The following is a 22,694-nucleotide window of genomic DNA, read 5'->3' as shown; positions in this document are numbered from 1 at the left end:
TTGAGGGTGAGATGCGATGGCAATCGCGGTGGTGTTCGACAGCGCTGGAACGTTGCTCCGCACGTACCGTGCGGTGAAAGACGTGAGATCCCAGAAGATCCATCTCGATGCCGAGACGACGATCCTCACCTACAGTTCCATCCATCGGGTGCTCGTCGTGCTCCACGTCCACTCCCGCGAAATCATGGAAACGCCGCCCGCGAAACTCCTCTCGGAGTATCTGACCGAGAATCGGATCGGCTTCGGGATTGCCTGTGCCCGCAGGGTCGTCGTATCCGAAGACGTCGGCGATGTCCTCTACAACGACCGCCACGCGACAGTTCGAGACATCCAGGACTGCATCCGTGCGGTCTGGGCGCAGTGCAAACGGGAGGCCATCGTGATGATGGACAGCGGCGCCATCGTCAACTTTGAGTTGAAGGGTATCGAGTTCACCGTCACCTCCGGCGGGAGGCCATTCAGGGGGGCGATGGATACCATTCATGCCCTGCAGAAGCTGGGTGTCGCGACCTACATCGCCTCCGGCGATCGGGGGGAGAAGCTGGAACGGATTGCAGAGCATCTGGGAGTTCCCATCGACCGGGTCTACGGCACCGCGACGCCGCAGATCAAGGCGCAGATCGTCGAGGATCTGAAACGGGAGTTCGATACGGTGGTGATGGTGGGGGATGGCATCAACGATCTCCCTGCGATGGAGAAAGCGGATGTCGCCATCCTGTCCGAACAGCAGCGGTGCTGGAGAAAACCGGATGAACTCTACCGATCTGCCGACTACATCATCCAGAGGGTGTCGGACGTGGTCGAGATCGTGAGAAAACTCTGCCCCGGTTGATGCTGCTCGTATCGTTTTAATATATAATGGTAATATTACACATATGAGACAATAGGTAACGAGGAAGAGCCATGGTCCCTTTCATTACGGTTGAGAACCTCTCCATGCATTTTAACGGAAAAAAGGCACTAAAGAATATCAGTTTTGAGGTGGCGGAGGGTGAAATATTTGGCGTCATCGGCAGGAGCGGTGCAGGAAAGACGGTGCTGATGCACCTCATGCGGGGGGTCGACCAGCCTCCCACCAGCGGGAGGATCATCTACCATGTCGCCGCATGCGATGCCTGCAGCTACCTGGATATGCCGAGTATGGCGGGGAAGCCCTGCCCGAAATGCCCCGGCACGCTGAAGGCGGTCGACGTGGACTTCTGGGGCGGGAAGAGCGAGGCGATGAAGCGCCGGATCATGCGCCGCACCGCCATCATGTTCCAGCGGACGTTCGCCCTCTACGGCAACGACCGGGTGATCGAGAACGTGCTGCGGGCGCTGGACGACGTCAACTACCCGGAGGAGAAAGCGATCAATCGGGCTGCCGACCTGCTGGACGAGGTCCGGCTCTCTCACCGCATGATGCACATCGCCCGGGACCTCTCCGGCGGGGAGAAGCAGCGGGTGGTGCTCGCCCGCCAGCTCGCCAAAGAGCCGATCATGCTCTTCGCCGACGAGCCCACGGGAACGCTCGATCCGGAGACGGCGAGTCTGGTGCACGAGACTCTCCTCGAAGCGACGAGCAAGAACCATATGGGGATGGTGATCACGTCCCACTTCCCGCAGGTGATCGAGACGGTCGCAGACCGGGCGCTCCTCCTGGCGGACGGGGAGATGATCGAGATCGGGCCGCCGGCAGAAGTGATCGGGCAGTTCATGTCCGGACTCCCGGAGGTTGAGGAGTACGACGCGGCGAAGTTCGGCACGAAGATCCTCATCGGACGGGATGTGGTGAAGCGTTACCTTTCCGTGGACCGTGGCGTGGTGAAAGCCGTCAATGGGGTCAGCTTCGAGGTTGCGGAGAAGGAGATCTTCGGGATTATCGGGAAGAGCGGTGCGGGCAAGACGACGCTCTCCCGGATCATGGCGGGGATCATCGAGCCGACGAGCGGGGAGATGAACATCCGCATCGGGGACACCTGGATCGACATGACCAAGCCGGGGATCGACCAGCGGGGGCGGGCGAAGGAGTATATCGGGCTGCTGCACCAGGAGTACGACCTCTACCCCCACCGCACCGTGCTCGACAACCTCACCGACGCGATCGGGCTCGAGTTCCCCAAGGAACTGGCGGTGCGCAAGGCCGTGCTCACGCTGCGCATGGCCGGCTTCTCCGAGGAGAAGAGCCGCGAGATCCTGGACCGCTACCCGGGCCAGCTCTCGGAGGGGGAGCGGCACCGCGTGGCCCTCGCCCAGGTGCTGATCCGCGAACCCCGCATGGTGATCCTGGACGAACCGACCGGCACCATGGACCCCATCACCAAGATCGACGTGAAACACTCCATCATCACCGCGCGGGACGAGACGGACGAGACGTTCATCGTCGTCTCGCACGACATGGAGTTCGTAAAGGACATATGTGACCGGATCGCCCTGATGCGGGGGGGGCGGATCATCAAGATCGGGCCTACGGCGGAGGTGCTGGAGAGTCTCACCGAAGAGGAGCGCATGGTCATGGGAAAGGCTGCCCCCTGAGGTGAGGCAGATGGAGATCCACCTCGATGGAAAGCGGGTGGAAGTGGATGCGGGGGCTACCCTGCAGGATATCCTGCCCGGACGGGATCCCCGCTGCGCCGTCGCCGTCATCGTGCCGAGGGCTGCCGAGGCGGAGCAGACCCGATCCCTGCAGGTCGCCACGAGCGGCGGCGAGGTGGTGGTCGAGCTCCTGGACCCGGCGCAGGCATCCCCGATCATCTCCGCGATTGGGGGACCCCTCCCGATCCAGTGGGCGGATCGGTACGCGGCTGCGTTCGGCCCGTTCCCGTCCGGCATCAGGCCCGACCGCGCACCGCACCTCTACGAGCGAGGGGACGTGATCCTGGGGTGCAGCGGCTACGATCCCGCCCGATCCGCCCTGGTCTTCTCGCGGATGCGCCATGTGGCCGATCACGGCGCCGCCGCGGACGGGGGCGTCATCGGCAGGGTGGTCAGCGGACGCGGAGTGATCGACCGCTGGTCTCCCGGAGCCGCCCTGGAGCGGATGGAGCGGATCGTCAGTGTTGCCGACACCAGCCGCTCGTTCACGACGACGGACGGAAGCCTCCTCCTGGAGGAGGGGATGCAGGTCATATCCTACGTCGCCGCCGCCGCCGAGGGCTACGAGCCCGGGCGGATCGATACGCACAGCGCTGCGAGCGTCGAGCATCTCCTGTGGAGCGTGCAGGACGGCCACTTCCGCGTCGGGCGGGCCACCAGCACGCACATCATGGATCCGACGCCGGCCGGAATCGGCGTCCCCGCGGAGCATCCGTCCGCCCGCAGGGAGGGCACCATAACCGCCCGTGCGGGCGGAAGGTCGCAGGGCGCGCTCTACATCTACCGCACGGATCTGCCCGGGACGCCAGCCCACACTGTCGTCGGGCAGGTGACGCACGGGATCGAGCTGGCGAAGCTCGCGACGGAGGGGGATATCCTCTGCCTGCAGGTCTCGCCGGAGCGGTGTGACATGATCGGCCTTACGGTCCAGGAGGCCCGCCGCATCGGGGCGGCGCGCAACATTGCCGTCGACGTGGACGCACCCTCCGGTGACTGGGTGGTGGTCGACCAGGACCCCCCGACCACGCTGGAGGTGCTCGCGGCAGGACGGGTCCGCCTGAAGTCCGTCTCCGCCGGTAAGGTGGTGGATGTCGCACTCGACGATCGCCATGCTCCGCTGACAGTAAAAGTATTCCGCTCCGTCACGGGGCTGGACAGGCGCAGGGTGGGAACGATGCCCCTGTTCTTCCACTTCGAGGATGTATACCTATTCAAGCCACGGCTGGGAGAGGGAATGAAGATCATCCCGGAGAACACTCCTGTCGGTCGCGTCGAGCGCGCCGTTCTCGCGATGACCAACGACTCGCGGCGGGGAGCGGGAATGGTCGGGGTCAGAACGGAGGCGAGCACAGAGTTCGGGCCGACCTCCGAACCATTCGACGGCACGAACATCATCGGGACTGTAATAGACATGGATAAACTGAAAGGAGTAAGAGAGAAGGAGACGGTATACATCCGAGAGGTGAGGGAGTGACCGAGTATACTCCCGAGCATATCGGAACCGTAACGAAGTACGTCTTCGTGGAATCCCCCACGCTGACAGCGGGAGAGCTGGCGCTCCGGGCCTACGAGGTCTCCCGCGGGGCGATGATCAAGGAGACCTGTTTCGGGCTTCAGGTGAGCGGCGAACCCGAGGAAGTCGAGCGGATCATCGCTCACGTCCGCTCATTCGATCCCTGTCACATCTTCGTCAAGGATCGGGCATTTCCGCCGGGCGATCCACGGCGCTGCCGCGCGAACCTGGGGGGGGCCCGTCCCGGGTTCCACGGGCTGGAGTACGAGTTCCGCCACCTGCGGAACGTCTCCGCCGGCCTCGAAGAACTGGAGCGGCGGGAAGAGGGGAAGCTGGAAGAGGAGGAGAGAGAGCCTGTTTGTATCCCGGAGAGGCCCCGGCTCGGCATCCGCCGTCTGATCGAACTGATGGAGGCAGAGGAGTCCTGAAAATGGCGAAGGTCTTCATTTACCCCACAACGAGCCTGATCCTCTCCGACATGGTGGCACGGTTCGGGCACGAGCCCCTCGGCTCTCCGCTGGGAATCCGGGAGCGGATTCAGACGGCGGGCATCGACTCCCCGCCCCTGCAGATCACCCCCGAGGAGCCCAAGAAGGGGCTTCGCTACGCGGCGGTCGAGGTTCCGTCGGGCGTTCGGGGACGGATGGCGGTGATAGGCCCCCTGATCGAACATGCGGAGGCGGCGATCATCATCAACGACGCGGACCTGGCGTTCGGCTGCATGGGGTGCGCCCGCACCAACGAACTGGTCAAGTATCTGGTTCGGCGGCGGAAAATCCCTATCCTTGAGCTGATGTACCCGAAGACCGAGGAGGAAGGGATCGCGTTCGTGGCTGCGATCCGGAGGTTCCTCCAGGAGCTCGGGGGTGAGAAGCGATGACCGCCCCCGTGCGGATCGCCCAGCTCTCCTGCGGCTCGGAGTACAGCGGGGTGCAGAAGGAGATCAACGAGGCTGCCGCAGCGGTTAACGCCGAGATCTTCTTCCCGGACATATCGCTTGCCGATATCGAGCGCGACTCCGCTCTCTTCGGGCTCGAGGCCCGCAGCGCCGATCTCAAACTGGCGATCGCCCGCGCCAAGGCGCTCGTTGAAGGTCGGATCGATGCTGATGCGGTGTTCATCGGGACCTGTTTCCGCTGCGCCGAGGCGGCGATCGTGCGGAACGAGCTCCGCCGCTACATTCACGAGAACTCCAGACTCCCCGTCGTCAGCTACTCGTTCACAGAGCGGACGACGGCGGGGACGCTCCTCACCCGCATGGAAGCCCTCACCACCATTGCCCGCCGCCGGGCGCTCCTCGCCCGCGAGGAGCAGGTGGGCCTGACGCTGGGCGTGGACAGCGGTTCCAGCACCACGAAGTCGATCGTGATGCGGGACAACGCCATCGTCGGCAAGGGGTGGGTGCCCACCACCGACGTGCTGAAGAGCGCGGACGAGGCGATCGCCCTGGCGCTCGGCGAGGCTGGGGTGAAGCGGTCCGAACTCGAGGCGATCGGCGTCACCGGGTATGGGCGGTTCCTGATAGGCGAGCATGTAAAGGCCGACCTCGTCCAGGAGGAGCTTACCGTGAACTCCAAGGGCGCCGTCTTCCTTGCCGATCGCCAGCACGGGCCGTGTACGGTGATCGACATCGGCGGCATGGACAACAAGGCGATCTCGGTTCAGGATGGCATACCAGGCACGTTCACCATGGGCGGCATCTGCGCCGGAGCCTCCGGGCGGTTCCTGGAGATGACGGCAAAACGGCTCGGCGTGGATATCACGGAGCTCGGGCCGCTCGCCATGCAGGGGATGGGCGCAAACGTCCCCATGAACAGCTACTGCATCGTCTTTGGCACCCAGAGCCTGGTGAACGCCCTCTCCAGCGGCTGCTCCCCCCAGGACGTCGCCGCGGCCGCCTGCCACAGCGTCGCGGAGCAGGTCTTCGAGCAGCAGCTCCAGGAGATCGACATCAAGGAGCCGGTGATCATGGTCGGCGGCACATCCCTCATCGAGGGGCTGGTGTATGCGATGGGGACGCTGCTCCAGACGGAGATCCTGGTGCCCCGCTACTCGCAGTTCATCGGCGCCGTGGGGTCCAGCCTGCTCGCCTCCGGCTTCATCAAGGGAGAGTAAATGGCCCTCGACTACTTCGAAGTGGAGTGCCCCGAACCCGTCGGCGGAGAGTACTACCGCAGGATCGCGTCGGACGTCCTCCAGGATCAGAACCTGCTGCGGGTGGTGGATCGGCTCCACATCTTCATCGACCCGGGCATCCCCCTCTTCGTCGCGGTGGGGACCATGCGGAAGCTCCCTCCCTTCGTCACGGTGGCGGATTTTGCCGAGGTGGCGGTGCGGGAGGACCGGGCGGTGATCACCCTCGGGAACGAGGCCTACCTGGCCCCGCTCCTCTCCGTCCTCTGGGAGCGTTTCGGACGGCAGAACGTGGATCAGCCGGATCGTTTTACGGTGGTCGTCCACGGAGCGAATCCGGAGCTGCACGCGATCGATGGGATGCATGTATCCAATCCGAGCGAGGGGGTCTATAAAGACCTGATCTACGCCTTCCTCCACATCGCCCCGGAGGGTTTCAAGGTCCGGCGACAGCAGTTCGTGGATGGCAAGTTTTACTTTGCAGCGAGCGAGGATACACTGCCGGAGGACGTGGTGGATGGCATCGTGCGCGAACGGTTCCGGAGGATGGGGGTGACGCTGTGATCCTCGTCCCGATCACGTATAAGGGCGGCGTGTATCAGCACGACATGATACTGGAGCTCGTGGAGGATCTGGGCGGTTACGTCATCCAGAAGCAGGTGATGGCGCAGGAGGTGGTCCTGCAGCTGATGGTGCCGAGAGACGACATCGACGCCATCCGGGCGATGGCGAAGCCGATGGCCGGCGAGGTCACCCTCTCCCCCCTTGTGGGGACGGAGATTGCCGTAATCTCGCCGAGTCTCGAGATCCACCATCTCCCGCACACCTCCTGCGACGTTGCCGAGTACCTGCGGGAGTACGGGGCGAAGACCAACATGATTGGCCTCTCCCGGGGGTTCGGCAAACGGATAGCGCAGCTCAATGTCGAAGAGCGGGACGTGATCAACGAGCACGACCTGGCGGTCTACGTGCTCGGGAACTTCGAGACCTGCATCGCCCGCAAGTTCCCCGCTCTGCGGCGGGGGATCCACGTTCCGATCGTGGTCGTCGGGGGACCGTCGCGGGAGGCGCTGGAGAGGGCGATCGATCCTCCCGTGGAGGGCTACGTGGGCGGCGTGGGACGGGTCATGCACCGCTTCAAACGCCCGGAGGAGATCGAGAAGCTGGAGGAGATCGTCTCCGAGGTGTCCCGGGTGATGGACAGGGTTCGTGAGGAGATCGCCAAAGATCCCCTCTCCATCCTCCCTGCCCACCTGATGGACATCATCAGCGACAGGCTGCCCGAGCTGCACGAGGTCACCTCGCCCACACCGATCACGGTCCAGATGGCCGGGCTGCGGGTGAAGCTGCCCTACGACAGGTTCGCCGAACGGCTGCGCGAGCTCCCGATCGATGGCGATCTGCGGATCGGAAGCGTGGCCGATATCTCCCCTTCCCGCATGCGGAACTACATCCTGCTGAAGATCCGCCCCTTCTCGGAGACCAATATCATGGTCTGACCGGTCATGGCCGGGTGTCGTTCTCTTCCTGGCTCCGCCGATACCCCCATCGAGGTTGACGGAGGCATTCTCCGTGGAGGGGGTCTCGCCCCTCCCCCACGTCCGGGGGGAGAAACTCCTGATTTCCCCAGCCCGAACAGGCCTATCGCATGATTCCCCTCACCGAGGGTAGGGGGCGATCCGGAACGGGCCGCGGGGAGGTGGGTATCCTACAATCGACAGAATATCCTGCACGTCAGAGGACTTGTTCCACAGAGCCTCGTTCATTACCGTTGCGATAGGAAGCGAAGGGGGCAGGCCGGTCGCCGTCAACGGGTCGATCGAGCCGGTCATCGCCGCATGCGATCGAGTCCAATCGGTTCTGCAGTCCGGAGCCGAATGCATCGCAGGGTCTCTGCAGCGGACATTCCTCTCATGCATGTCGTACCGGCGGGATGAGGGTCTGGAGGAGGGGGTGCGATCCCTTCTGGATCCTCCTCAACTGCGATCGGATTCTTCCGGAGAAGCGATGATCGGAGTGCTGTTCAGTGCGGATCTGCGTCCCATGACCTGTCATCATCACGGATGGATAGCCTCTTCTGTCATGGCATCCCGCTACAGGCGGGGATGAGGGCAATCAGGGAGGAGGAATCCCCTCCCTGCAGTGCGATACGCCGGGAGAGACCGGGGTCCAACAGCGGGCAAGTGCGTTCCGATCTCGTATCGGGATTCCACATGGCCCGGATGTCGTGCGCGCACGCATCCCTGGCACGGGAATCCTGCGTACTTCAACCACCCATCCCCGTGATACTGCGATGCCGGGAGGTTCGAATGCACCGCCGGCCCTGAACACTGAGAGAGCCACTGCAGGGGAGATCGGTACCGGTATCGGTCCGGTGCCGATCCCGTCGCGTTGAATGCGGCGCCCGGATCCCGAGGGAGAGCAGACTCCGGTCTACCTGCCAGGGGAAACCTTGAAGGTGTGGGAGGGACTCCTCCTCACACATGACCGTGGTCACAGTCGATCTGCCGCAGGATGTCTGGTCGGAGATCCAAGCGCTGGTCGCCGAGGGGATCTTCCGGGACCCCGAGCAGGCGATTGTATCCCTGGTGAGGAGAGGTCTCACTATGCAGCGCGGAGCGGAGCGGCCGGGGATCCCACCCGCCCCTCTGCCCCCGATGCCCCCGCCGGGCAGGCCTCCCGAGCGGTGGCCGGAGCACCTCGAGTGAAGGGCGGGAGGCAGAGCGCGGGGCGGTTCGCTGGATTCTGCGGGGGATTCCCCGGACCGGGGGAGAGTCCCCCTCTCGAGCGAAGGGGCACCGCTGTGCGCGGAGTGCTGTCGATATATTCTAAACCTTCTCCTGCATACGCTTCTTGAGACCTGTTCAGGGATTGACAGCCCGGTGGACGGACATGGCTTTCGAAGACATCCTTACAACGATCGTCGAGGAGGGGGCTGAGACCATCTCGAAGGAGTGGATGGACGACATCGAGAAGGAGTACGGGCGGGTTCCGCTGATCTTCCGGCGAATGGCCGAACGGCCCGAGGTGCTCATCTCGCATCTCCTCTACAAGGGGGCGATCTCCCGTACGAGCAGCATCGAGCCGAAGTACGTGGAGCTGATCAGCCTTGCCGTCGGATCCGCTCTCAAGTGCCCCCATTGCGTGGAGTACCACATGCAGGCGGCGATGCGGAAGGGGGCGACCCGCGAGGAGATATTGGAGGTGGTCCTGATAGCGGGTCTGCTGGCCAATGCGGCCATCCTGGCCAATGCATACCGCATCATCGACAACGTGGAGAAGTGCACTGCCTGCGATATCAATACCAATAACGTTGGGCTCAAAGAGCCGCCGAAGTGACACTCTTTTCGCAGGCGCGGGCAGAGGCGGCAGCCCTTATGCCCATTTCAACGCTTGCGGCCGCACTCTGCAGACCGTTGCCTGTTTTCGTTGGGAGCCGCAAGCGTCATGGAGCCCCTTCCCCGCTTCGCCTTCGATCGGATGCTTCTCCCTGCACGGTAGCAGAACGCATCTCCTGCCGCGGCCCGGATGGCAGACGCACATCCCCAGGGGGTACTGGCGTCGGAGAGTTCAGGCTGGTTCGATCCTGTCACGACCGCGATCAGCGCCGTGGATGCGGAGGTATCCCCGCACTTCGGATGCCGCTGCACGGCGCTGGGATTCTTTGCAGCGGAACCGAAGATCGGTATCGTTCTCCTGCACTGACGGATTCGAGCCCGGACCTCAAAGATCGCAGCCGCGAAGCCGGTTGCCGCTGCCAGGCACGCGCCGTGAGAGTCGAGCCCCTTCGCTCCGGGGCTGCACTGCAGGAACGGGGGATCTCCCGCGCGCTTCTGGATCCGGGAGGCAGCGACAGCCGCGGAGGCGGTGCGCTGGAGAGTGGCAGCTTCGATAAGGTTCATCCCCTGCGAGCGCGGAGGATCATTCATGTACTGCCGCCCCGTTCCCGAGAGGAATACCTGCCGCATCCCGCCACCCGGGGCCTCCGGATCATTTCCGGAGGAGCGCGGCGATCGGCATCCCTGCGGAATTGCCATCTGCACAGAGGCGGATGGCACGGTGCCCGCAACCGCGAGCGGAACGGCGGAGAAGATTGAAGCATCAACCTCGCAGGAGCGGATCCCCTGCAGCACGGCGGGGTTTGCGGGACCGGGATCGGTTGCCGTCGCCGCCGGTGTGCGGATGCAGGCGGGGATGCCGCTCGGGCCGGCAGGCAGCGTACCGAATCCGCGGAGGATCGATGCGACCTCGAGCCCGTGCACTCGGAGCCTGGAGAAGCGTGGAACATGGTGCATGCTGCATCGGGAGGTCTACGCTGACGCTCCCACCGAACGCGCCGATTGCCGCGGCGGCACCGGCAATGGCCGCTGGAAACCGGATCCCCTCACGCATCCTGCAGTCTACCTGCGGGCTGCGGGAGGGAGCGATTCCTCCCGATCGCTGAAAATGGCGCCGCAGGAGGCAGGGAGTTGAGGCGGTGGGCAGGCGCTCTAGGGATTGCGGTGCTGGCGCTCATCGGGCTGGCTCTGCTCTGCTGGGGTTCGGGAGAGGCAGCCCCCCCGCCGGATCGGGAGGTTCTCTATCAGGTATCCACAATCGATGCCCTTGTGGAGGGAGAGTACGGCGGACTTGTCTCCCTGCGGGAGCTGAGCGGGCGCGGGGATTTTGGAATCGGTACGTTCGAATCCCTGGACGGCGAGATGATCGTAATCAACGGCACCTGTTACCAGGTGAAGGGGGACGGAAGGGCCCACGTCGCGGATCCGGCTGTCGGCATTCCGTTTGCCGCGGTGACATTCTTCGATGCCGATATCGAGATTCCGGTGGCGGAAGGATCCACCTATAGCGAATTCACCGCTTCCCTGGACCGCAATCTTCCATCGAAGTCCGTCTTTTACGCGATCCGGATGGAGGGACTCTTCCCCGCCATGGTGGTGCGCAGCGTGGATGCCCAGCAGGAGCCCTATCCCCGGCTTGCGGATGCGCTCGAGTTCCAGAAGGTCTACGAGTACGGGAACATCTCCGGGTCGCTCGTTGGATTGTACTCCCCCCAGAACGTAGGCGGGCTGAACGTGCCCGGCTACCATCTTCACTTCATCAGCGAGGACAGGAGGACAGGGGGGCACGTTCTGGCGTTCGTTGCCCCTGAGGGCGCCGCAGAGCTGGACGCGACACCGCAACTCCACGTGGTCTTCCGGGAGGGCGCCAACGTCGCTGATCCGGGCGCGAACCTCACGGATGAGCTGGAGCGCGCCGAGAAGCAGAGGTGATGTCGGCAGGATGAGCGGCGACGCGGTCTCGGGAGTCATCGAGGTGGTGTCTGTGCCGAACGTCGCAGGTACCCGCGCGGGGTATGCGCGGCCGGTATGCGCGGCCGGGGAAGAAGGGGCTCAGGGTGTTCCTGGTCGGCTTCATGCAGGCGGGGGGATAGCGTAGGATGGAGTACAGGGTCTCCATTGCCCGCTGCCCGGAATACCGCGACGAAGCAATCCGCGCAGCGGTCATGCAGGTTCTGGAACCGCTGGGAGGGTTGGAGCAATTCGTGGAGAGGGGGGATCGCGTCCTTGTGAAGCCGAACCTGCTGTCCCCCCGTCCTCCGGATGCAGCTGTCACCACACATCCGGCTCTGGTGCGGGTCGTCGTGCGGATGGTGCAGGAGATTGGCGCCATCCCGATCGTGGGAGACTCGCCGGGGGGACGCGGAACGCTGACCTCCTACGCGCATCTCCTGCAGAAGACGGGGATTCAGGCCGTAATCGACGAGACCGGCTGCGAGTCTGCCTGCTTCGATGCCGCATCCACCGTTATCTCCTCGGAGCAGGCGAGAACGTTCAAGAGGTTCCCGGTAGCGGATGCGGTGCTGAATGCCGATGTGGTGATCGGACTGCCCAAGCTGAAGACACATCAGCTCACTCTTCTCACGGGCGCCGTAAAGCTCCTCTATGGATGCCTGCCAGGAGCGACAAAAGCGGAATACCACCTCCACGCAGCCGACAGCGTCGAGCGCTTCGCCGAACTCCTCCTCGATCTGTATATCTCCCTGCCCCCGGCGCTCCATATCATGGACGCGGTCGTGGGCATGGAGGGGAATGGTCCGTCGAACGGGAACCCGCGCCGGATCGGGCTTCTCATGGCAAGCCGAAGCGGCCCGGCGCTCGACTTCGTCGCCGCTTCGATCGTCGGTTTCGATCCGCTCGCACTTCCCACGGTTCGCCTGGCAGCCCTGCGGGGGATCGGTCCCGCGTCCCTTGCCGATATACGGATCGCAGGGGAGGATCCCGCCACCGTTGCGGTACCCGACTTCAAACCGGCGGAGGCTCCGATCCTGGGTCGGGTTCCCCCGGAGATGCTCCGCGTTGCCCGCTGGTTTCTCGCCGTCAGACCGTTCGTGCGGGAGGAGTCCTGCATCCGGTGCGGCGCCTGCGCGGAGAACTGCCCGGCTTCTGCCATCCGCTGGAGGGCGGGAGAGAGATCTGCCATAGATTGCCGATCATGCATCCGCTGCTTCTGCTGCCAGGAGATCTGCCCCGCGAATGCGATTGGGATCACGCGCCCGTTCCTCAGGCGGTTCATCCGATAGGCTTGCGAAACCCTTTTCATGCGCACCGTCGCTATACCCGTACGGTGCATGCGCATTGCCTGCCGATCCCAACGGCCAAGCGCTTCACCGGGAGCATGGAGGAGTGCATGGCGGATATCCGCGTATCATCCGATGCCTTTGTCCCCGGCGGCAGGATACCCCGGGAACATACCTGCGAAGGTCAGGATTTATCGCCGCCGATCGCCTGGAGCAACGTACCCGATGGGGCTCGGAGTCTCCTGCTCATCGTCGAGGATGAGGACGCTCCCCGCGGCATCTTCACCCACTGGCTGATCTTCAATATGCCGCCGGATACGCGGCGGCTGGAGGAGAACGTGCCGCGGAGACAGAGGCTATCCGACGGGAGCGTCCAGGGGAGAAACGACTTCGGCACAGTAGGGTATCGCGGACCCTGCCCCCCGCCCGGCAAGCCGCATCGCTTCTACTTCCGGGTGTATGCCCTGGACACGCTGCTGGATCTGGCGGGGAACGAAGGGAGAGCTCGCTTTATGAGGGCGATGGAGGGGCACGTTCTGGCCCGTGGAGAGGTGATGGGGATCTACGGGCGGTGATGCAGGCACGAGGGGACCTCCTGCTCTCCTTCAGAGAGGATGCTCCAGAATACTGACGAACCGTTCCGGGATTCCTGCCGCGCTCTCACTCCCGCCGCGGCCATCATTATTGAGTCAGGGTCGGAGATCCCGCCCCTGCCCGTTCCCGGAAAAAGATATTGGCGGGTCAGAAGAATCCCGAACGGGAACGCGCAATCGACTCGTTCCGCGTCGTGTTCGTGACGTTCACGACGACCGGGACTCCCCCGGGTGTCAGACCGGTCCGATTGTCCGTGGTGTTCGCCGCGGCGATACCCGGAGCTGCGGTCGGCGAGGTTGTCGCCACGGCAGAGGTGGCATTGCCGCTTGGGAGACCCTCCGGAATCAGCACCCGGTCGATGGCGTAAATAATACCGTTGTCCGCGCTGAACGTGTCGGATATGGATACATTATCGTTCAGCGTCATCCCGCCCAGGAGCCCTCTGCTGACGTTCATCGTCTCCCCCGCGAGGGTCGTCACGTTCCCCATACCGACAAGTTCGTCCTCGGTATACTCGCCCTCAACGACGTGGTTGAGCAGTAAGGTGTTGAGACTCTCTTCATCGGCAAGGATGTCGTTAAGCGTCTCGTTCGGCACCTGATCGAACGCATCGTCTGTCGGGGCAAAAACCGTGTATGGACCGCCTTCAGTCAGTGTGTCCGTCAGGTTCGCTGCATCGACTGCGAACAGGAGCGTTGAGAACTGCCCTTCGCCCTGCAGCACCTCCACGATCGACTGCCCGGCTCCGGGCGTTTGATTCGCACCGGGTGTCTGCGTTACGCCAGGGGTCGCTGTTACACCCGGAGTCAAGGTCGCCCCGGGGGTCGGAGTCGTGCTGATATTGGTGAGGTCCTCCACAGTGCAGCCTGCACTGAGAAGAAGCACCAAGACAAGCACCCCTAACACGAGTCCCATCTTCTTGATCATATCTGCCCTCCTCCCTCATGATGAGGGGGTCGCGAACCTATCGTGCAATCTTATATATATTTTTTTGCCCCCTTTCGGGGGCGTAATCTGGCAATAACGGATCCTGACGTGCTGTTCGGTGAAAGAGAGCATTCTCGTTCGCGATCGAGTGTCGGGCGGTATTCGCACCCGTTTCTGCCTCCCCGGTGTGCCGGAACGAGATCGGGGCATGACCTCCTGTCGCGACGCGGACGGGGGACAGGTCATCGCCCGCCCCGCTCCCCGGAGACCGTCCGGCGGGCATAGGTATTTAACGGGTTCTGGATAGGGGGATGCATGGACAGGTTGCTGACACATTCGCTGGGGAAGAGCGGGCGGGAGGTCACGGCGGTCGGGCTCGGGGGCGAAGGAGTCCTCCGAACCTATGGGCGATCCGCGATGGCGGCCGCCGTCGTCGAGGAGGCGATCGGCCAGGGGATCACCTATTTCGATTCGGCTCGCGCGTATGCCGGCAGCGAGGAGTACTATGGGCGTATCTGGTCGCGGAGGGCGGATGTCCGCAGCAGGATCTTCCAGGCCAGCAAGTCCGCCGCCCGCGACCGGGCCGGCGCAGAGGTGGATCTCCAGCAGACGCTCGAGCGGATGAAGGTGGATCACCTGGATCTCTGGCAGATCCACGATGTAAGGACCCGCGACGACCTCCAGAGCATCGAGGGTCCGGGAGGGGCTCTGGAGGCGTTCGAGCGGGCTCGGGACGACGGGCGATGCACCTTCATCGGTGTCAGCGGCCACGAGGATCCTTCGGTGCTGACGTATGCTGTGGAGCACTGGCCCGTGGACACGGTGCTGTTGCCGGTGAACCCAATCGAGGGGATTCTGGGCGGATTCCTGGATACCACGCTTCCGGCGGCAAGAGATCGGGGAATCGCGGTTATCGGGATGAAGGTGCTCGGCGCCGGTTACTACATCGACCGGAACGCCGGGATACCGCCGGAACTTCTGATCCGCTATGCACTCTCGCAGGAGATCGACGTGATTATCGTTGGGTGCTCGCATCCGGACGAGGTGAAGACGCTTGCGGCTGCGGCACGGGGCTTCAAACCCCTCCCCGAGGTAGAACAGCACGAGCTCCTGGATCGCTACCGCCCGTATGTTCAGCAGATGGCATTCTACCGCCGTGTACTCTGAATCGCGATTCCTTTCATCCCGCCGGATCTGCGTGCAGAATCGGGACGATTCCCGCCACCTGCGACGAACAAAAGCGCACAGTTCATGTAGTTTTGCGCCGACACACTGGTATATCGGGATGGAAGGTTCCGCGTTCTGTGGAAGGAAGGGATGTAGCAGGTGAAGACCCTGTTCGATGGCGGGAATGCGTCTGTGTGGATCAGGAAAGGGTTCGATCTCATGCAGGTGGGCAAATTCGGGGAGGCGGTGGAGGCCTTCTCACGGGCTATCGAGATCGATCCGCGGAGCAGCAGGGCACACTGCGGCAAGGGCAGGGCGTTTGCGCACCTGGGTCGGCATGCGGAGGCGCTGGAATGCTTCGAGAAGGCGATCGTCGCTGCTCCCGACGACGCGGATGCGTGGTACCAGCGGGCTCTCTCCCTGGCAGCTCTGGGGAGGCATGAGCAGGCGATCCTCTGCTTCGACAAGACCCTGAAGGCGGATCGGGAAGATCCTTACGTCTGGTACCGCCGCGGACTCAGTCTGGAGGCCCTCGGCAACTATCGGGACGCCCTGGACAGCTACGAGGAAGCCCTGAAGATCCGAACTGTCTTTGAGATAAAGGAGAGGAGGAACCGGCTGCTCGCGGAGATAAAAAGAGGCGCGGAGGACTGACGAGAGGGTTTACGGCGGGACGGCATTCCTGCCAGATCGATTCTTAATCGCCCTTGTTGCCCTGGGCCTCCGTTCATCGCGATGCTGTCGGAGCGGAGTTCCGGAGCGGGGCACAGCCGCCGCCCCCGAGCAAGAGATCTTCGGTTTGGAATCCGCCGGGGAAGGACTGAATGCATTCGCGGGTCGGGTGGCCCGACGGTGTTCTTCTCCCTCCCATCACCCCGCTCTACCCGCACGACAGCCTCGATCCAGGCTGTTCGTTCTTCCACAATCCCGGGTGATGCGTGGTTCGGATCGGGATGGATGCCGGATCCGAAATCCCGACAACCGGCACCCCATTACCGCGACGATGGGCGGGGAAGCTCGGCTCTCCCGCGATCGTACGCCGGAGAGCATGGTGCCGATGGTCAGTGATCTGGCATCGGCGAACCTGGAGCGATCGCCCGCTTCGTCCTGGCGCGAAGCACGTGGATGCGGGATGAGACCGCTTTCGTCGCGGGAGAGGGGGTATCGATCCCCCTCCCCGCCCAAAGGGTTATCCCGTATGGATCCTCGCCCCGTTGCAGTGAGGCGTCGCAACGCGGGGACGGGGGACATGCGGGGGGACGCCTCCCCCTCCTGGTGCGATATGGCCTGTACAGGAACACAGGATCGGAGCTGGATTCTGGGTCGGATCGAGTCGGCATGCTCTCATGGCATGGAGATTCGGCCACATCCGGCGACAATCGGAATGGCAGGGATTCTCAAGGGGATTGGACCGCGTGGCTCCCCTCTCCAGGAATCGTCTGCGGGGGTGAGAGGCAGATGCGGGAGGGGCGCAAACCCCTTCCGTAACTCCTCCGATCCGATAGAGCCTGCCTGGACAGGCAGTGTCGGTATTCCGGAGAATACGCTTGGACGCCGTAGTTCCTGCCCGGTAGAATGGAGCGGGCTCGCTCGAGCGATCCGCTCCCGAACAGGGATCTAAAGCCCGAACTGTGCGAGGGTGGTCCGCGTCGGGTCCACGTCGTCCCAGCTCCACCCGACCGCCTCGATGATGCGGGAGATCGGCTGCTTGATAGTTTTATCCAGCATCGTCTCGTAGTCGACCACGAACTCGGGGGGGACCTGATCGCCGTACTCGAAAGCGATCACATCCGTCTGGGGGTACCGTGCCCGCACGTGCTTGATATACACCCGCTTGGGCTTGCTCCCCCGCCCGAACTGGGCGCCCAGGTGTTGGTTGGCGTACTTCGCTCCGCGGATGTGGGCGTCGTTCGTCTCGTACTGGTCCAGCTGCTTTCCGATGCCGCCCGGGATGCCAATCTCGTCCAGAGTGAACTTCCCGGCCCGGTACTTCCTGATGATCCCGCTGAGATATGCCCGAACCGCTTCGAACCCCTCGCCCCGGAGGAGCATATCGAAGACCTTCTTCTGGACGATGCGGGTGATCTGGGGCGAGTCGCTCCTGCGGATCTCGAACCCCACGACGTCGATCTCGTCCACTTCCCTGCCCTCCTTCCAGATCAGGTGCCCGCCGTAGCGCTTCTTCTTGCCCGCCTGGAAGAAACGGCGGTAGATCTTCTCGAACTTGATGGAGAAGTAGTGCTTCTCGGCATTCAGGGTGTTGCGTGCGAAGTCGGCATAGCTTGCGTTGAGCGCCGCCTCGATCTCCCTCGCCGTGCGGATCGTCGTCCCGATATCGGAGGGCGGGAGCTCCACCATGCACGAGTCGGTATCCCCGTAGAGCACGTGGTATCCCATCTCCTCGATCACGCGGCGGGTATGCTCGATGATCGCCCTTCCCACCGAGGTGATCGCCGAACCGATCTCCCGGTCGTACAGGCGGAAGCGGGCGTAGCCACTGACGCCATAGTAGGAGTTCATGATGACCTTGATCACGTTCTGCTGGAGATCGTAGAGCAGGTACTGGCGGGAGCCGAAGGGGTGCTGGTTCCGCAACCGCTTCCTCTCCTCGCGCTCTTCCAGAAGCTCCGCGAGGATGCTCCGCGTCAGCCCGTCCGGCTCCCGCCGGAAACGGACCCCGTTCGGAGCCCGGTACTCCCCTTCCGGATCCTTCGTCTCCGGAGACGCGTTGATGGTCATCATCGCCATGGGGTACAGGGATTTCAGGTCCAGCACCACGACGTTCTCGCGGATGCCGAGCGTGGGATCGAAGACGGTTGCCCCCTCGAACTCGTCGCCTGCGGCGAAACCCTTGGACGGAAGCACGAACCGTCCGTGCGCCTTCCGCAGGACGTAGACATCGATCACGCTGGAGGAGTTGATGGTGCGGTCCAGGGGGCAGCCGACGTAGCGGGCAATCTCCCGGTAGAATTCGATGATCAGGTTTTCGCGATCGATAGCGACGCAGAGGGCGACGTCTGTGAAGTTGTACTCGATCAGCCGCCTCAGGTCCGTTCTCCAGAGATCGGAGACGGTTCCGTTGTATCTCACCTTCGTCTCGCCGAGCTCCGCTTCCGCAATCGCGTCCAGCCGGTAGGACTCCTTCTGAGTGGCCCCGTGGATCTTCTTGTAGCCCTGGAGCAGATCGAAGATGGCTCTCCCCCGCAGCGCGTTCCGTTCGGTCTGCCCGGGCAGGCGGGCGAGCAGAGTCGGAGAGAGGCCCAGCACTTCCATGCGCCGCAGCAGATAGGGGATATCGAACTCCTCGATGTTCCATCCGCTCAGGATATCGGGATCCACAGCCCGGATGTGCTCTACGAATCCTTTCAGCATGGCATGCTCCGTCGCATAGCAGCGGATGGCGTGCTTCTCCTCGCAGAAGCATCCATCGGGGAGCGTGGCCCCGCGACCGAGCGACGGCAGATCCGAAGACCCCCCCGGGGGCTGGAACAGAAACGTTGCATAGGCATTTTCAAACGAATCCCAGCAGGTGATGCAGAGGATGCTGTCGTTCTCCGCCTCGGGAAATCCGCGGGAGTCGTCGCACTCGATATCCAGCATGCAGACCCGTGCCGGTGCCTCTACATCGGCAGGCGTAATCTCACGGTAATCGACCGTCAGAGCGGGCGCCTCAACCCCTCCCGTCAACCCGCAGTCGATCATGAAACGCGTGGCGAAGGGAATGTCCGCCTCGTAGTGCTGGAAGCGTTCGCGGACGTCGCGGACATCGGTGGGGCGCGGGGTGTAGAGCCTCCGCAGCGGCTCCCCGCGGATGGAGCGGTAAACGGAGCCCCGCTCCACCTCGACCGTCGGCGGAAGGTTGTTCTGGTCGGCCTCCCCTACCGGGGCGTAAAAGTAGGGGCGGAATCCCGTGACCTCCAGGTGAACGGCGCAGCCGCTCTCGTCCCTCCCGAATATGTGGATAACGGGACCCTGGGCTGTGTTGCTGTATTCCACCTGGTTGATGGCGATCCGCACCGCACCGCTCCCGGTATCGATGCAGGCGGCGGGCGCATGGTACTCTTTGACCGCATCGACGGTCCCCGACATGTCAGACATCCAGCGATGCACAGAGGGCTTTTACGAACGCCCCCGCCTCCTCAAACCTCTCCCTCTCCCATTCGTCCAGCTGCCACTCCTCTATGCCTTCGATTCCTTCGCCCCCGATCCGGATGGGAACCCCGATGGAGCAGCCGGAGAGACCGTACTCACCGTCGACCACGGCAGAGGCGGTGATGATGGATCCGGCATCCTCGCTTATCATATCCACCAGATCGACGATATGGGCGGAGGGACCGAAGGTCGTGGCTCCCTTGCCCTCGATGATCTTCATGCTCATGCCGCGGAGAGCGGAAAGGATCTCCTCCTTCTTTGGGAGGTCCACCTGCACGGGGAGCTGGGAGAATAGGGGTACCTGATGCTCCCCATGCTCCCCCATCACATAGCCTTCCCCGTCGATCCCGTTCTCCAGCAGCTGGATCTGGAAGCGGGCGCTGTCGACCTGCCCCCCAAACCCGATACAGCGGGCCGGATCCAGCCCGAGACGGCGGCAGAGATAGTAGTTGAGAACGTCGACGGGGTTGCTCACGGTGATGAAAATGCCGGAGAATTGCTCCAGATATCTCGTGCAGGCAGCGGCGACGGGGAGGTTGGCGCCGATGAGATCGGCACGGGTCTTGACATGCGGGGTTCGGCCCGACCCGGCGGCAAAGATGCATATATCAGCATCCCGCATGCGGGATAGATCGGTGGAGATGTCCAGGTATGGCATGGCGTGCTGAAGATCGAGAACCTGCGCGTGCAGGAGGGGCGAGTAGATGTCGTGGAGGATGAGCTCGTCCACGATGCCCATCACAGAGGCGAGGAATGCCACCTCGCCTCCCACCCTCCCCGTCCCCATCACCGCAAGGCTTGTCATATGATACTATAATGGGTATGCTAATAATAAAAAAACTACAATCACTCTGAATATGCTGAAGCTCAGGCCCGGTGCGGTTCGCGTGGGCGGCGTGCCGCTGAGGAACCACCTGATACTGGCAGCGGGCATCCTGGGGACGACGGGCTCGTCGGTGAAACGGGTGCTCGCCCATGGTGCGGGAGGTGCGGTGACGAAATCGATCGGACCCTGTCCATCTGACGGGCATCCGGGACCCTGCGTGGTGCAGCTCGACTGCGGCGTCCTGAACGCGATGGGGCTCCCGAACCCCTCGAGGGAGTTCCGGGACGAGCTCTCCGCGCTCCAGGGCGAACCGGTCCTTGTGAGCATATTCGGCGGAAGCCCGGAGGAGTTTGGAACCGTTGCCGGCTGGTTTGCCGATACGGCTGCCGGATTCGAGTTGAACTTGAGCTGCCCGCATGCCGAGGGGTATGGAGCGGCGATCGGGAGCGATCCCGCGGTGGTGGAAGCCTCCACCCGTGCGGTGCGGGAGTTCGGCATACCCACCTGGGTGAAACTTACGCCGAACGTCGCTAGCATCGCGACGATCGGTCTTGCGGCGGAACGGGGGGGAGCAGATGCCCTCGTCGCCATCAATACGGTGAAGGCCATGCGAATCAGCACGGAATTGCGGCGGCCCGTCCTCGGAAATCGCTACGGCGGACTCTCCGGCCCCGCGATCTTCCCGATCGCGGTGCGGTGCGTCTACGAACTCTACGAGGCGTGCTGCATCCCCATCGTCGGGTGCGGGGGGATCTCGACGCCCGCCCACGTGATCGAGATGATGATGGCAGGAGCGAGCGCGGTCCAGATCGGCAGCGCGGTCCTCGAGGGGCCGGACATCTTCGAGAGGATAGGATCGGGGCTGTACAGCGAGGACGGTCTGGCCCCGGAAGAGATCGTCGGGTGTGCCCATGCCTGATGCGTTGCCGCGGGCGGTGACCATCCGGGGAATCGTGAAGGAGACGCCCACGATCCGGAGTCTCTTCTTCGAAGAGTCGTTTCCGTTCTCGCCCGGGCAGTTCGTGATGGTCTGGGTGCCGGGTGTGGACGAGATCCCCATGGCGCTCTCCTCCGCGATCTCCATTTCGGTGCAGAGGGTGGGGGATGCCACCGCAGCCCTGTTCGGGCTCTCAGAGGGCGGCCGGATCGGAATCCGCGGGCCATTCGGGAACGGTTTCTCCGTTCACGGGCGGACGCTCGCTGTCGCCGGGGGGATCGGGGCAGCCCCCCTGGTCCCTCTCGCTGCCGAAGGGAAGGTGGAGACGTTCCTCCTCGGGGCGAAGACCTGGAAGGAGGTCCCCTTCACCGAGGCGCTTCGCCGCTGCACGGATCTCCGGATCGCGACGGACGATGGAACGCTGGGGCACCACGGTTTCGTGACCGATCTCCTGGATGCCGTTCGATTCCGGGAGTTCGACCATGTCTGTGTCTGCGGTCCCGAGGCGATGATGCGGACGGTGCTGAAACGCCTCCAGGATGCGGGGATCGCCGATCGGGGCCAGTTCAGCCTGCATCGGTACATGAAATGCGGGGTGGGCGTCTGCGGCTCCTGCTGCATCGACCCGGACGGGCTGCGCGTCTGCCGCGACGGCCCGGTCTTTCCCGGAGATCGCCTGCTCGAGAGCGAGTTCGGACGGTACGCCAGAGATGGCAGCGGGCGGAAGGTATACATCTGATTCCCATTGGTGAGAAACCTTCCGGGGGATTTTTCGTCCCGCGGATAGCCCATCGATGATCCGGATGCTCCTCCCCTTTCTGAGGGGAGGGGAATAGTGAAATATGCCCGTATCAGATGAAAGATCCGGGTAGAAGCCTCTCTATCGCGCGAAGGGGCAGGCGGAGACTCTTCCCCGGAGCATACCAGAACGGCATCAGCCTCGATGGGGATCCGGACCCGCTTTTTGGAAAGTGAAGACCTCACCCCGAACCTGCGCAGGGAGGGCTGTTGTCGCGACACGGCAGCGGATGCCAATTCGTCGTCGATCGTGGCGCGGCGGGGGCGGTGCGTATTCTCCTCTTTTGAGCCATCCGGGGCTACATCCTGCTGAAGTGCAATAGGATGAGCTCCTGGATATGGTGGATTCGGTGACAAAACAGCGGTGTACAGGTGCAGAAGAAGGGCCTACCTTTCTTCCAAGCTATCATACCGGCTGGAAGGGCACTGTGACGTAGCGCTCCCGGATTTTCCTCCCTTCCGGGCTATCGTACCAGCGGGGTGGGGGCACGGGGGG

At 63.4% G+C, this 22,694-nt stretch carries 22 protein-coding genes; 19 read left to right on the top strand and 3 right to left on the bottom strand.

Annotated elements, in window-relative coordinates; translation table 11 throughout:
• Positions 1 to 16: 16 nt before the first annotated feature.
• From QMC96_08945 to QMC96_08875, 15 genes are all read left to right on the top strand, one after another.
• Complete coding sequence (locus tag QMC96_08945) at positions 17 to 832, top strand: HAD-IC family P-type ATPase (GenBank protein ID MDI6876881.1); 816 nt, start codon at positions 17 to 19, stop codon at positions 830 to 832.
• A 71-nt stretch (positions 833 to 903) separates the two neighbouring features.
• Entirely contained in the window at positions 904 to 2,514 is a 1,611-nt protein-coding gene (gene atwA, locus QMC96_08940; GenBank protein MDI6876880.1) for a methyl coenzyme M reductase system, component A2, read from the top strand.
• 10 nt (positions 2,515 to 2,524) lie between these two features.
• The gene (locus QMC96_08935; GenBank protein ID MDI6876879.1) at positions 2,525 to 4,048 is read left to right on the top strand and encodes a methanogenesis marker 3 protein; all 1,524 of its coding nucleotides are present in this window, start codon (positions 2,525 to 2,527) and stop codon (positions 4,046 to 4,048) included.
• Positions 4,045 to 4,515 carry a methanogenesis marker 6 protein gene (locus tag QMC96_08930; protein ID MDI6876878.1) on the top strand — a complete coding sequence of 157 codons (471 nt, stop codon included), beginning with the start codon at positions 4,045 to 4,047 and terminating at the stop codon, positions 4,513 to 4,515. The genes QMC96_08935 and QMC96_08930 overlap by 4 nt, the downstream gene beginning before the upstream one ends.
• 2 nt (positions 4,516 to 4,517) lie before the next feature.
• Complete coding sequence (locus QMC96_08925; GenBank protein MDI6876877.1) at positions 4,518 to 4,967, top strand: methanogenesis marker 5 protein; 450 nt, start codon at positions 4,518 to 4,520, stop codon at positions 4,965 to 4,967.
• Positions 4,964 to 6,202 carry a methanogenesis marker 15 protein gene (locus QMC96_08920; GenBank protein ID MDI6876876.1) on the top strand — a complete coding sequence of 413 codons (1,239 nt, stop codon included), beginning with the start codon at positions 4,964 to 4,966 and terminating at the stop codon, positions 6,200 to 6,202. The genes QMC96_08925 and QMC96_08920 overlap by 4 nt, the downstream gene beginning before the upstream one ends.
• Positions 6,203 to 6,784 (top strand): methanogenesis marker 17 protein, encoded by a 582-nt coding sequence (locus tag QMC96_08915; GenBank protein MDI6876875.1) that lies wholly within the window; start codon positions 6,203 to 6,205, stop codon positions 6,782 to 6,784.
• The gene (locus QMC96_08910; GenBank protein MDI6876874.1) at positions 6,781 to 7,719 is read left to right on the top strand and encodes a methanogenesis marker 7 protein; all 939 of its coding nucleotides are present in this window, start codon (positions 6,781 to 6,783) and stop codon (positions 7,717 to 7,719) included. The genes QMC96_08915 and QMC96_08910 overlap by 4 nt, the downstream gene beginning before the upstream one ends.
• Positions 7,720 to 8,703: 984 nt before the next feature.
• A complete protein-coding gene (locus QMC96_08905) occupies positions 8,704 to 8,928 on the top strand; it encodes a hypothetical protein (GenBank protein ID MDI6876873.1) in 225 nt (74 codons plus the stop codon).
• A 184-nt stretch (positions 8,929 to 9,112) separates the two neighbouring features.
• Entirely contained in the window at positions 9,113 to 9,559 is a 447-nt protein-coding gene (locus QMC96_08900) for a carboxymuconolactone decarboxylase family protein (protein MDI6876872.1), read from the top strand.
• 189 nt (positions 9,560 to 9,748) lie between these two features.
• Entirely contained in the window at positions 9,749 to 9,925 is a 177-nt protein-coding gene (locus QMC96_08895; protein MDI6876871.1) for a hypothetical protein, read from the top strand.
• A gap of 222 nt (positions 9,926 to 10,147) precedes the next feature.
• Positions 10,148 to 10,693 (top strand): hypothetical protein, encoded by a 546-nt coding sequence (locus QMC96_08890; protein MDI6876870.1) that lies wholly within the window; start codon positions 10,148 to 10,150, stop codon positions 10,691 to 10,693.
• Positions 10,690 to 11,490 (top strand): acetolactate decarboxylase, encoded by an 801-nt coding sequence (gene budA, locus QMC96_08885; GenBank protein MDI6876869.1) that lies wholly within the window; start codon positions 10,690 to 10,692, stop codon positions 11,488 to 11,490. Before QMC96_08890 ends, budA begins: the two co-directional genes overlap by 4 nt.
• Before the next feature lie 167 nt (positions 11,491 to 11,657).
• A complete protein-coding gene (locus QMC96_08880) occupies positions 11,658 to 12,800 on the top strand; it encodes a DUF362 domain-containing protein (protein ID MDI6876868.1) in 1,143 nt (380 codons plus the stop codon).
• A gap of 44 nt (positions 12,801 to 12,844) precedes the next feature.
• The gene (locus tag QMC96_08875) at positions 12,845 to 13,372 is read left to right on the top strand and encodes a YbhB/YbcL family Raf kinase inhibitor-like protein (protein MDI6876867.1); all 528 of its coding nucleotides are present in this window, start codon (positions 12,845 to 12,847) and stop codon (positions 13,370 to 13,372) included.
• Between the two features lie 166 nt (positions 13,373 to 13,538).
• On the opposite strand, the gene QMC96_08870 is transcribed toward QMC96_08875, so the two are convergent.
• A complete protein-coding gene (locus QMC96_08870) occupies positions 13,539 to 14,318 on the bottom strand; it encodes a fasciclin domain-containing protein (GenBank protein MDI6876866.1) in 780 nt (259 codons plus the stop codon).
• A 315-nt stretch (positions 14,319 to 14,633) separates the two neighbouring features.
• On the opposite strand from QMC96_08870, the gene QMC96_08865 reads away from it, so the two are divergent.
• Positions 14,634 to 15,485: an aldo/keto reductase gene (locus QMC96_08865; protein ID MDI6876865.1), complete on the top strand. Its 852-nt coding sequence runs from the start codon at positions 14,634 to 14,636 to the stop codon at positions 15,483 to 15,485.
• Positions 15,486 to 15,644: 159 nt separating this feature from the next.
• Positions 15,645 to 16,139: a tetratricopeptide repeat protein gene (locus QMC96_08860; GenBank protein MDI6876864.1), complete on the top strand. Its 495-nt coding sequence runs from the start codon at positions 15,645 to 15,647 to the stop codon at positions 16,137 to 16,139.
• A gap of 963 nt (positions 16,140 to 17,102) precedes the next feature.
• Here QMC96_08860 and QMC96_08855 read toward each other — a convergent pair.
• A complete protein-coding gene (locus QMC96_08855; protein MDI6876863.1) occupies positions 17,103 to 19,574 on the bottom strand; it encodes a DNA-directed DNA polymerase in 2,472 nt (823 codons plus the stop codon).
• A 1-nt stretch (position 19,575) separates the two neighbouring features.
• Positions 19,576 to 20,442: a lactate dehydrogenase gene (locus tag QMC96_08850; protein ID MDI6876862.1), complete on the bottom strand. Its 867-nt coding sequence runs from the start codon at positions 20,440 to 20,442 to the stop codon at positions 19,576 to 19,578.
• A gap of 52 nt (positions 20,443 to 20,494) precedes the next feature.
• Between QMC96_08850 and QMC96_08845 the strand changes: the two genes are divergently transcribed.
• Both QMC96_08845 and QMC96_08840 read left to right on the top strand, forming a co-directional pair.
• Positions 20,495 to 21,382, top strand: a complete 888-nt coding sequence (locus tag QMC96_08845; protein MDI6876861.1) for a dihydroorotate dehydrogenase — start codon at positions 20,495 to 20,497, stop codon at positions 21,380 to 21,382.
• Positions 21,375 to 22,139, top strand: a complete 765-nt coding sequence (locus QMC96_08840) for a dihydroorotate dehydrogenase electron transfer subunit (GenBank protein MDI6876860.1) — start codon at positions 21,375 to 21,377, stop codon at positions 22,137 to 22,139. The genes QMC96_08845 and QMC96_08840 overlap by 8 nt, the downstream gene beginning before the upstream one ends.
• Positions 22,140 to 22,694: the final 555 nt, after the last annotated feature.

The sequence above is a fragment of the Methanomicrobiales archaeon genome (genome assembly GCA_030019205.1).
In the GTDB taxonomy this organism is placed as follows: Archaea; Halobacteriota; Methanomicrobia; order Methanomicrobiales; family JACTUA01; genus JASEFH01.
The sequence above is the reverse complement of the archived record's forward strand: the minus strand, read 5'-3'. Positions and strand labels throughout refer to the sequence as shown.

Bases quoted from the DNA above. Each gene is read 5' to 3' on its own strand.
- QMC96_08945 (MDI6876881.1), top strand. From the start codon at position 17: ATGGCAATCGCGGTGGTGTTCGACAGCGCTGGAACGTTGCTCCGCACG.
- atwA (MDI6876880.1), top strand. From the start codon at position 904: ATGGTCCCTTTCATTACGGTTGAGAACCTCTCCATGCATTTTAACGGA.
- QMC96_08935 (MDI6876879.1), top strand. From the start codon at position 2,525: ATGGAGATCCACCTCGATGGAAAGCGGGTGGAAGTGGATGCGGGGGCT.
- QMC96_08925 (MDI6876877.1), top strand. From the start codon at position 4,518: ATGGCGAAGGTCTTCATTTACCCCACAACGAGCCTGATCCTCTCCGAC.
- QMC96_08920 (MDI6876876.1), top strand. From the start codon at position 4,964: ATGACCGCCCCCGTGCGGATCGCCCAGCTCTCCTGCGGCTCGGAGTAC.
- QMC96_08915 (MDI6876875.1), top strand. From the start codon at position 6,203: ATGGCCCTCGACTACTTCGAAGTGGAGTGCCCCGAACCCGTCGGCGGA.
- QMC96_08905 (MDI6876873.1), top strand. From the start codon at position 8,704: ATGACCGTGGTCACAGTCGATCTGCCGCAGGATGTCTGGTCGGAGATC.
- QMC96_08900 (MDI6876872.1), top strand. From the start codon at position 9,113: ATGGCTTTCGAAGACATCCTTACAACGATCGTCGAGGAGGGGGCTGAG.
- QMC96_08895 (MDI6876871.1), top strand. From the start codon at position 9,749: ATGGCAGACGCACATCCCCAGGGGGTACTGGCGTCGGAGAGTTCAGGC.
- QMC96_08890 (MDI6876870.1), top strand. From the start codon at position 10,148: ATGTACTGCCGCCCCGTTCCCGAGAGGAATACCTGCCGCATCCCGCCA.
- QMC96_08880 (MDI6876868.1), top strand. From the start codon at position 11,658: ATGGAGTACAGGGTCTCCATTGCCCGCTGCCCGGAATACCGCGACGAA.
- QMC96_08870 (MDI6876866.1), bottom strand. From the start codon at position 14,318: ATGATCAAGAAGATGGGACTCGTGTTAGGGGTGCTTGTCTTGGTGCTT.
- QMC96_08865 (MDI6876865.1), top strand. From the start codon at position 14,634: ATGGACAGGTTGCTGACACATTCGCTGGGGAAGAGCGGGCGGGAGGTC.
- QMC96_08855 (MDI6876863.1), bottom strand. From the start codon at position 19,574: ATGTCGGGGACCGTCGATGCGGTCAAAGAGTACCATGCGCCCGCCGCC.
- QMC96_08850 (MDI6876862.1), bottom strand. From the start codon at position 20,442: ATGACAAGCCTTGCGGTGATGGGGACGGGGAGGGTGGGAGGCGAGGTG.
- QMC96_08845 (MDI6876861.1), top strand. From the start codon at position 20,495: ATGCTGAAGCTCAGGCCCGGTGCGGTTCGCGTGGGCGGCGTGCCGCTG.
- QMC96_08840 (MDI6876860.1), top strand. From the start codon at position 21,375: ATGCCTGATGCGTTGCCGCGGGCGGTGACCATCCGGGGAATCGTGAAG.